The organism is Kitasatospora sp. NPDC004240 (genome assembly GCF_053603215.1).
Genome location: NZ_JBSGFD010000268.1, coordinates 1 through 9,312, shown reverse-complemented (window position 1 = coordinate 9,312; position 9,312 = coordinate 1). Strand labels below are relative to the sequence as shown.

Annotated in this window: 7 protein-coding genes and 1 pseudogene; all 8 read left to right on the top strand. The window is 71.3% G+C overall.

What is annotated here, in order from left to right; genetic code table 11:
- Window positions 1-51: 51 nt before the first annotated feature.
- Window positions 52-1,185, top strand: a pseudogene (locus tag ACWEQL_RS38430) (polyamine ABC transporter substrate-binding protein); the annotation flags it as partial.
- A gap of 45 nt (window positions 1,186-1,230) precedes the next feature.
- Entirely contained in the window at window positions 1,231-2,370 is a 1,140-nt protein-coding gene (locus tag ACWEQL_RS38425) for an ABC transporter ATP-binding protein (RefSeq protein WP_452155583.1), read from the top strand.
- Window positions 2,367-3,311 carry an ABC transporter permease gene (locus ACWEQL_RS38420; protein ID WP_452155581.1) on the top strand — a complete coding sequence of 315 codons (945 nt, stop codon included), beginning with the start codon at window positions 2,367-2,369 and terminating at the stop codon, window positions 3,309-3,311. The genes ACWEQL_RS38425 and ACWEQL_RS38420 overlap by 4 nt, the downstream gene beginning before the upstream one ends.
- A complete protein-coding gene (locus ACWEQL_RS38415; protein ID WP_452155579.1) occupies window positions 3,311-4,114 on the top strand; it encodes an ABC transporter permease in 804 nt (267 codons plus the stop codon). Before ACWEQL_RS38420 ends, ACWEQL_RS38415 begins: the two co-directional genes overlap by 1 nt.
- 46 nt (window positions 4,115-4,160) lie before the next feature.
- Window positions 4,161-5,555 carry an NAD(P)/FAD-dependent oxidoreductase gene (locus tag ACWEQL_RS38410; RefSeq protein ID WP_452155577.1) on the top strand — a complete coding sequence of 465 codons (1,395 nt, stop codon included), beginning with the start codon at window positions 4,161-4,163 and terminating at the stop codon, window positions 5,553-5,555.
- Window positions 5,556-5,710: 155 nt separating this feature from the next.
- Window positions 5,711-6,214: a hypothetical protein gene (locus tag ACWEQL_RS38405; protein WP_452155575.1), complete on the top strand. Its 504-nt coding sequence runs from the start codon at window positions 5,711-5,713 to the stop codon at window positions 6,212-6,214.
- Between the two features lie 84 nt (window positions 6,215-6,298).
- Window positions 6,299-7,060, top strand: a complete 762-nt coding sequence (locus tag ACWEQL_RS38400; RefSeq protein ID WP_452155573.1) for a nucleotidyl transferase AbiEii/AbiGii toxin family protein — start codon at window positions 6,299-6,301, stop codon at window positions 7,058-7,060.
- A 232-nt stretch (window positions 7,061-7,292) separates the two neighbouring features.
- Complete coding sequence (locus ACWEQL_RS38395) at window positions 7,293-8,816, top strand: CoA-acylating methylmalonate-semialdehyde dehydrogenase (RefSeq protein WP_452155571.1); 1,524 nt, start codon at window positions 7,293-7,295, stop codon at window positions 8,814-8,816.
- Window positions 8,817-9,312: the final 496 nt, after the last annotated feature.

Here is a 9,312-nt window from a genome sequence, read left to right as displayed (position 1 = left end):
GGCCGTGTCTCATAATTCGCGTCGGATCAGCGCGCGGCGTTGGGCGCCCGGCTGGGCGTGCCGGCGGATCGTCCTCGTACTGGTGGCCCGCCGGCCCGCACCGGCGCCCCGGGCGACTCCGCCGCGAACGCCGCCGAGGACCTCTCCGAGCGCGAGAAGGAGGTCAACTTCTCCAACTGGCCGCTCTACGTCGACACCGACGAGAACGACAAGGAGAAGCACGGCACCCTGGAGGCCTTCACCGCCGCCACCGGCATCAAGGTCCGGTACACCGAGGACGTCAACGACAACGTCGAGTTCTTCGGCAAGGTCAAGCCGCAGCTCGCGGCCGGCCAGGACACCGGCCGCGACCTGGTGGTCCTCACCGACTGGATGGCCGCCCGGATGATCCGCCTGGGCTGGGCCCAGAAGCTCAACCCGGCCAACGTCACCACCGCGATCACCAACGTCGAGTCCCGCTTCCGCGCCCCCGACTGGGACCCCGGCCGGCTCTACTCCTACCCCTGGTCCGGCATCCAGACCGTCATCGCCTACAACAGGAAGGCCACCAAGGGGAAGGAGGTCACCAGCGTCTCCCAGCTCCTCGACGACCCCGACCTCAAGGGACGGGTCACCTTCCTCTCCGAGATGCGCGACACCGTCGGCATCACCCTGCTCGACATGGGCAGGAACCCGGCCAAGTTCACCGCCGACGACTACGGCGCCGCCGTGGCCCGCCTGCAGAAGGCCGTCGACAACAAGCAGATCCGCCGCTTCACCGGCAACGACTACGGCCAGGAACTCTCCTCCGGCGACATCGCCGCCTGCCTCGCCTGGGGCGGAGACCTGATCCAGCTCAAGGCCGACAACCCCGACATCGAGTTCGTCATCCCGGAGAAGGGCTTCCTCGCCTCCACCGACAACCTGCTGATCCCGGCCAAGGCCCAGCACAAGACCAACGCCGAGAAGCTCATCGACTTCTACTACCAGCCGAAGATCGCGGCCCAGCTCACCGCGGGCATCGGCTTCGTCTCCGCCGTCAGCGGCATGAAGGAAGAACTCGCCGCCATCGACCCGGACAGCGCGGCCAACCCCCTGGTCGTCCCCACCCCGGAGATGGCCGCCAAGTCGTTCGTCTTCCGCAGCCTCACCGAGAGCGAGGAGAGCGACTTCGAGGAGAAGTTCTCCAAGCTCATCGGCGCCTGACCCGGCGCGCCCCACCCCGACGGCCGAGACCAGAGAGAACCCCTCATGACAGACCAGCTGCGCGACGCGTCCGGCGGAGACGTCCGCCTCACCGGCATAGGCAAGACCTACGGCTCCTTCACCGCCGTCCACCCGCTCGACCTGACCGTCCCCCAGGGCTCCTTCTTCGCCCTGCTCGGCGCCTCCGGCTGCGGCAAGACCACCACCCTGCGCATGATCGCCGGTCTGGAGGAGCCCACCACCGGCACCGTCCTCATCGGCGACCAGGACGTCACCGCCCTGCCCCCCTACAAGCGCCCGGTGAACACCGTCTTCCAGAGCTACGCGCTCTTCCCGCACCTCGACATCTTCGAGAACGTCGCCTTCGGCCTGCGCCGGCGCGGCCGCAAGGACGTGAAGAAGCAGGTCGACGAGATGCTCGAACTCGTCGAACTCGGTCAGTACGCCCGGCGCAAGCCGCACCAGCTCTCCGGCGGCCAGCAGCAGCGCGTCGCCGTCGCCCGCGCCCTCATCAACCACCCGCGGGTGCTGCTCCTCGACGAGCCGCTCGGCGCCCTCGACCTCAAGCTCCGCCGCCAGATGCAGCTGGAGCTCAAGCGCATCCAGACCGAGGTCGGCATCACCTTCGTCCACGTCACCCACGACCAGGAGGAGGCCATGACCATGGCCGACACCATCGCGGTGATGAACGGCGGCCGGGTCGAACAGCTCGGCGCCCCCGCCGACCTCTACGAGAACCCCGCCACCACCTTCGTGGCCAACTTCCTCGGCCAGTCCAACCTGCTGCCCGCCGAGGTCTCCGGCCGCGAGGGCGACGACCTGCTGCTCACCGCCGGCGGCGTGCGCCTCGCCGTGCCGAAGGCCCGCTGCTCGGCCGCCGGCGACCGGGTCCACCTCGGCGTCCGCCCCGAGAAGATCACCATCGAGCACGGCTCGGCCGAGGTCGCCGACGGCCGCAACCGGCTCACCGGCACCGTCGTCGACTCCAGCTTCATCGGCGTCTCCACCCAGTACCTGGTGCGCACCGACGCCGGCCAGGAGGTCGCGGTCTTCGAGCAGAACATGGAGCGCGACGCCCGGATCACCACCGGCGCCCCGGTCGTCCTGCACTGGAACCCGGCCCACTCCTTCGCCCTCGACGCCACCCAGGCCATCGACGCCGGCACCGGGGAGGCCGCCGCATGACCACCACCACCCCCGCGGCGCCGCCGCAGGCCGTACCCCCCGACAGCACCCCCCTCGCGGAACCGGCGACCCGCCCCCGGCGCCGGCTCACCCCGTACTGGCTGCTGCTGCCCGGACTCGCCTGGCTGCTGGTCTTCTTCGCGGTGCCGATGGTCTACCAGGCCTCCACCTCGCTGCAGACCGGCTCGCTGGAGGAGGGCTTCCGGGTCACCTGGCACTTCGCCACCTACTGGGACGCCCTGGTCGAGTACTACCCGCACTTCCTGCGCTCGTTCCTGTACGCGGGCACGGCCACCGTGCTCTGCCTGGCCATCGGCTACCCGCTCGCGTACACCATCGCCTTCAAGGCGGGCCGGCGCTGGCGCAACGTCATCCTGATCATGGTGATCGCGCCGTTCTTCACCAGCTTCCTCATCCGCACGCTGGCCTGGAAGACCATCCTCTCGGACGGCGGCCCGGTGGTCGGCGCGCTCAACGCGCTGCACGTCCTGGACGTCACGAGCGCCCTCGGCCTCACCTCCGGCGAACGGGTGCTCGCCACCCCGCTCGCCGTGGTCTGCGGCCTCACCTACAACTTCCTGCCGTTCATGATCCTGCCGCTGTACACCTCGCTGGAGCGCATCGACCCGCGCCTGCACGAGGCGGCCGGGGACCTGTACGCCCGGCCTTTCACCACCTTCCGCACGGTGACCTTCCCGATCTCGCTGCCCGGCGTGGTGGCCGGCACGCTGCTCACCTTCATCCCCGCCTCGGGCGACTACATCAACGCCCAGCTGCTGGGCTCGCCGAGCGAGCAGATGGTCGGCAACGGCATCCAGAAGCAGTTCCTGAACGTGCTCGACTACCCGACGGCGGCCGCCCTGAGCTTCATCCTGATGGCCCTGATCCTGGGCGTGGTGACGGTCTACATGCGCAAGGCCGGGACGGAGGAACTGGTCTGATGTCCCGAGTGATCAAGTGGATCCGGGCCCACCTGGTGGTGCTGGCCGGCCTGCTCGCACTGGCCTACCTGGTGCTGCCCAACCTGGTGGTGCTCGCCTTCTCGTTCAACAAGCCGGTCGGCAAGTTCAACTACGAGTGGAACGAGTTCTCCACCGACGCCTGGACCGACCCCTGCGGCGTCGCCGACATGTGCCAATCGCTCACCCTCAGCCTGCAGATCGCGGTCGCCGCCACCATCGGCGCCACCGTGCTCGGCACCCTGGTCGCCTTCGCGCTCGCCCGCTACCGCTTCCGCGGCCGCGGCGCCGCCACCGGGCTGATCTTCCTGCCGATGGCCATGCCCGAGGTGGTGATGGCCGCCTCGCTCGGCACGCTCTTCCTCAACATGCGCGTCCCGTTCGGCTTCACCACCATCCTGATCGCGCACATCATGTTCTGCCTCAGCTTCGTGGTGACCGCCGTCAAGGCCCGCGTGATGAGCATGGACCCCCGGCTCGAACAGGCCGCCCAGGACCTCTACGCCACTCCCGCGCAGACCTTCCTGCGGGTCACCCTGCCGCTCGCCGCCCCCGGCATCGCGGCCGGCGCGCTGCTCAGCTTCGCGCTCTCCTTCGACGACTTCATCATCACCCAGTTCAACTCGGGACCGACCACGGTCACCTTCCCGATGTTCGTCTGGGGCGCCTCCCAACGCGGCATCCCGGTGCAGGTGAACGTCATCGGCACCGCGATGTTCATCGCCGCGGTCGTGCTCACCGTGGCCGGCCAGTGGCTCGGCAACCGCCGCAAGGCGGCTGCCTGACGCAAGGTCAAGTACCGCTCTATGTGAAGAAAGTGGCTGATAATGCATGGACCCCGCCCGCGCGCTCGGTGATGCCAGGCCCACCCCCTTCTGGCTGGAGGACCCGGGCCGGCCGCAGGCCCTGCCGGCCCTCGTCGGCGACACCGCCTGCGACCTGCTGGTCGTCGGCGGCGGCTACTCCGGCCTCTGGACCGCCCTCCTCGCCAAGGAGCGCGACCCCTCGCTGGACGTCGTCCTGATCGAGGGCCACGAGGTGGGATGGGCGGCCTCCGGACGCAACGGCGGGTTCTGCGCCGCCAGCCTCACCCACGGCTTCGGCAACGGCCTGCAACGCTGGCCCGCCGACCTCGGCCGGCTGGAACGCCTCGGTGCCGCCAACCTGGATGGCATCGAGGCGACCCTGCGGCGCTACGACATCGACGCCGAATGGGAACGCACCGGCGAGATCGACGTCGCCACCGAGCCCCACCAGCTCGCCGAACTGCACGAGGTCGCCGAGGCCGTCACCCGCTACGGCCTCGACCTCACCGTCCTGGACGGCGACGCCCTGCGCGCCGAGGTCGACTCGCCCACCTTCCTCGGCGGCGTCTGGGACCGCGACGGCGTGGCGATGCTCCACCCCGCCAAACTCGCCTGGGGCCTCAAGGCCGCCTGCCTCACCCTGGGCGTACGGATCCACGAACGCACCCGCGCGCTCGACCTGCGCGAGCACGGCACCGGCATGGCCGTGCGCACCCCGTACGGCCGGGTCCGCGCCCGCCGGGTCGCGCTCGGCACCAACGTCTTCCCGTCCCTGCTCAAACGGGTCCGCCCGTACGTCGTCCCGGTCTACGACTACGCGCTGATGACCGAACCGCTCACCGACGATCAGCTCGGCGCCATCGGCTGGAAGGGCCGCCAGGGCCTCAGCGACAGCGCCAACAAGTTCCACTACTTCCGGCTCACCGCCGACAACCGCGTCCTCTGGGGCGGCTACGACGCGGTCTACCACTACGGCGGCCGGGTCAGCGGCGACTACGACCAGCGTCCCGAGACCTTCAAGACCCTTGCCGGCAACTTCTTCCGCTGCTTCCCCCAACTGGAGGGCCTGCGCTTCACCCACGCCTGGGGCGGCGCCATCGACACCTGCACCCGCTTCTCCGCGTTCTTCGACACCGCCCACCGCGGCCGGGTCGCCTACGCCACCGGCTACACCGGCCTCGGCGTCGGCGCCACCCGCTTCGGCGCGGAGGTGATGCTCGACCTGCTGGCCGGCGCCCGCACCGAGCGCACCGCGCTGGAGATGGTCCGCCGCAAGCCGCTGCCGTTCCCGCCCGAACCGGTGCGCTGGGCCGGGATCGGGATCACCCAGTGGTCCCTGGACCGCTCCGACCGTCACTCGGGCCGGCGCAACCTCTGGCTGCGCACGCTCGACCGGCTGGGCCTCGGCTTCGACAGCTGAGCCGCAGCTGATCCGCCGGCCGAGCCCCGCCGCTCGGGCGGCGCTCACGGAAAGCGTGTAAGAGAGACCCGCCGTCCCCCTCTCCCTGGTGGCGGCGGGTCCCTCGCGTTCCCGTCGCACCACCACCGGGCACGCCGGAAGGAACGGGGACGGGCATGGAGCACAGTGGGAACAGCGGGAACACCTGGGTCGCCGGGAGCAACAGGGACGCCTGGGCCGCCGCGGACACCGGGAACACCGCGCTGGAGTGGCTCACCTCGGCCGCCGCCGACCCGGAGGCCTGCCGCCGGGACTGGGAACGCACCGGCCTCGGCCTGGTGCTGCTGCCCGCAGGCCGGGGCTGGGACGTCCTCTCGGTGCCCGGCCGGCTCGGCCGGCCCGCCGTCGACCTGCTGGGCACCGGCTTCCTCGGTCCGGTGCTCACCGACCCCGCGGACGGGACCGTAGGCTTCCTCGTCCCCGTCGGCACCGCCGCCCGTTGGGTGGGCACCGGGGTGCGCTGCGCCGGCGACGGCACCTGGGTCGTCGTCCCGCACCCCTCCCGGCGCGGCCGAGGCGTGCGCTGGCTCGTCCCGCCGGACGGCTCCGGACGGCTCAACGACCCCGTCCTCCTGGAACTCGCCCTGCACGACGCCGCCGCCCGGCTCGGCGGCGGGTAGCGGCGGCCCGCACCCGCGCGGGTACCGACCGCTCCGGCGGGGCTCCGCCTGCCGCGCGGGCCGCGGGCGCGCCAGACTGGAACCGTGACCACCGCCCCGGACGTCGTCGACGCGTCCCTCCGCCCGGCCCCGGCCCAGCTCCGGCTGATCGAGCTCGCCCGACCGGTCTGCGACCGGCTCGGCCTCGCCCTGGCCGGCGGACACGCGCTGCGCGCCCACGGCGTACCCGCCGCCGCTCAGGACGGCCTCACCCTGGTGGCCGGCGGCGACGCCGACCTCCCCGCGGTCGCCGCCGAGCTCGCCGGCGCCTACCGCGCGGCCGGCGGCGACGTCACCGAACGGCCCGGCACCCCGCGGCTGGAGCAGCTCACCGTCCGGCTCACCCTGGGCGGCCGCACCCACGGGGTGGAGCTGCGCAAGGAGCCGCTCGCACACCGGCCGGTCCGGCTCGACCTGGCCGCAGCGGCGGCCCCGCTGGAGATCACCGTGGCCGCCCTGGAGGACGCGGCCGCGCTGGCCACCGTGCTGCTGGCGGACCGGGGACTGCCGCGCGACCTGGTCGACGTCCACGCGCTCACCACCTGCTACCGCGAGGGCGAGTTGCTCGCGCTGGCCGGCGCGCTGGACGCGGAGTTCGAGCCCACGGTGTTGGCCGACCGGCTGGAGACGCTGGCCGAGGCGACCGACGGCCGCTTCCGGGCCCGCGGCCCGGTGACGGGCGGGGTCGCGGAGCTCAAGCGCTGGGCCCTCGCCTGGTCGCAGGACCTGCGGCTGGACCTGCTGGAGACCCAGGAGGGCGCGGACGGACTGCACGATCCGTACCTGGAGGACGCCGAGGAGGCGTGAGCGCCGGTGCCGCGGCCGCGGGGTTTCCCCCGTTCGGGCGGCACGACCTACGACCTGTAAGGCTGAATCCCCGATCCCCGTCAGCCTGTTCGTTGAGGCCGGCCCCGGAGCCCAGCAGACTGGGTGCTGAGCGCGGTAGCCCCGTGATCCCGTCGCCCGGCCCACTCCCGGGCGGCGCCACACAAGGGACCGGCGGCAGGAGTGCCGCCCGGGACTTCGGAGGCAGACGACCTTGAGCAAGCACATCACCCACTGGATCGGCGGCGGGCCCGTCGCCACCGCCGGCACCGCTCCCCGCCGTGGCGACGTCTTCGACCCGGCCACCGGCCAGGTCGCGGGCCACGTCGACTTCGCGGGGATCGCCGAGGTCGACGCGGCCGTGGCCGCCGCCGCCTCGGCCTTCGCCGAGTGGCGCACCGCCTCCGTGGCCAAGCGCACCACGGTGCTCTTCGCCTTCCGTGAGCTGCTCAACGCCCGCAGGGACGAGCTGGCCGCGATCATCGTCTCCGAGCACGGCAAGGTCCACTCGGACGCGCTGGGCGAGATCGCCCGCGGCCTGGAGGTCGTCGAGTACGCCTGCGGCATCCCCCAGCTCATCAAGGGCGGCTTCACCGAGCAGGCCTCCACCGGCATCGACGTGTACTCGATCCGCCAGCCGCTCGGCCCGGTGGCGGTCATCTCGCCCTTCAACTTCCCGGCCATGGTGCCGATGTGGTTCTTCCCGATCGCCATCGCGGCCGGCAACACCGTCGTCCTCAAGCCCTCGGAGAAGGACCCGTCGGCCGCCAACTTCCTCGCCGGGCTGTGGAAGGAGGCCGGCCTGCCGGACGGTGTCTTCAACGTCGTGCACGGTGACAAGGTCGCCGTCGACCGCCTGCTGGAGCACCCCGACATCAAGTCCGTCAGCTTCGTCGGCTCCACCCCGATCGCCCGGTACGTCTACGAGACCGGCACCCGCTACGGCAAGCGCGTCCAGGCCCTCGGCGGCGCCAAGAACCACATGCTGGTCCTTCCCGACGCCGACCTCGACCTCAGCGCCGACGCCGCCGTCAACGCCGGCTTCGGCGCGGCCGGCGAGCGCTGCATGGCCGTCTCGGTCCTGGTCGCGGTCGACCCGATCGGCGACGAGCTGGTCGAGAAGATCAAGGAGCGGATCGCCACCCTCAAGGTCGGCCCCGGTTGCAACGGAGACTCCGAGATGGGCCCGCTGGTCACCGGCCAGCACCGCGACAAGGTCACCTCGTACGTCGAGTCCGGCGTCGCCGACGGCGCCGAGCTGTCGGTGGACGGCCGCAAGCACCCGGTCACCGCCGAGGACGCCGGCGGCGCGCCGACCGCGGACGGCTTCTGGCTCGGCCCCACGCTGTTCGACCACGTGAAGCCCGGCATGTCCGTCTACAACGACGAGATCTTCGGCCCCGTGCTGTCGGTGGTCCGCGTCGCCTCGTACGAGGAGGGCCTCGCCCTCATCAACGCCAACCCCTACGGCAACGGCACCGCCATCTTCACCAACGACGGCGGCGCGGCCCGGCGCTTCCAGTACGAGGTGGAGGTCGGCATGGTCGGCATCAACGTGCCGATCCCGGTCCCGGTTGCCTACTACTCCTTCGGCGGCTGGAAGGCCTCCCTCTTCGGCGACGCCCACGCGTACGGCCAGGACGGCGTCCAGTTCTTCACCCGCGGCAAGGCGGTCACCCAGCGCTGGCTCGACCCCTCGCACGGCGGGATCAACCTGGGCTTCCCGACCAACAACTGAGCCGCGCCCCTCGGGGCGCCCCACCGCCGGCCGGACCCCTTCCCCCCTGGGGTCCGGCCGGTTCGTCTGTCCTTTGCCCACCGTTTGCATCCGGTCGGGGATGGGCGTAGTGTTTCCTAGTCGCTCGGCAGGGAGCACCGGACACGCATCGGCGCGGACGGTCCCGGGGCGGCCAATCCCTTGAAACATCACTTCCGGTTCGCGCCGGGTCGCGTCTCGACGTGGGCCAGGCGTATTTCGGTGTGCGCGTTTAAATGGGTTGCGGCCGATTCGCTTTTCGGAGCGGGGATCGGCTAGAGTTTGAAACGTCGGACGGGGCGTCAAGTCCCGGAAGGCGAAAGCGAGTCAGGGAAGTGAAACTCCGGCGGAAAGCCGGGGCGGAAAACATCTGATAAGCTGGAAACACGAAAGAACGAAGCGCCCGGAGGGCCCGCTGGAAGGCGGTCCGAAGGAAGTGTCCGTTCCTTGAGAACTCAACAGCGTGCCAAAAGTCAAC

Excerpts from the sequence above, each read along its gene's own strand:
- ACWEQL_RS38425 (WP_452155583.1), top strand. The coding sequence starts at position 1,231 with ATGACAGACCAGCTGCGCGACGCGTCCGGCGGAGACGTCCGCCTCACC.
- ACWEQL_RS38420 (WP_452155581.1), top strand. The coding sequence starts at position 2,367 with ATGACCACCACCACCCCCGCGGCGCCGCCGCAGGCCGTACCCCCCGAC.
- ACWEQL_RS38415 (WP_452155579.1), top strand. The coding sequence starts at position 3,311 with ATGTCCCGAGTGATCAAGTGGATCCGGGCCCACCTGGTGGTGCTGGCC.
- ACWEQL_RS38410 (WP_452155577.1), top strand. The coding sequence starts at position 4,161 with ATGGACCCCGCCCGCGCGCTCGGTGATGCCAGGCCCACCCCCTTCTGG.
- ACWEQL_RS38405 (WP_452155575.1), top strand. The coding sequence starts at position 5,711 with ATGGAGCACAGTGGGAACAGCGGGAACACCTGGGTCGCCGGGAGCAAC.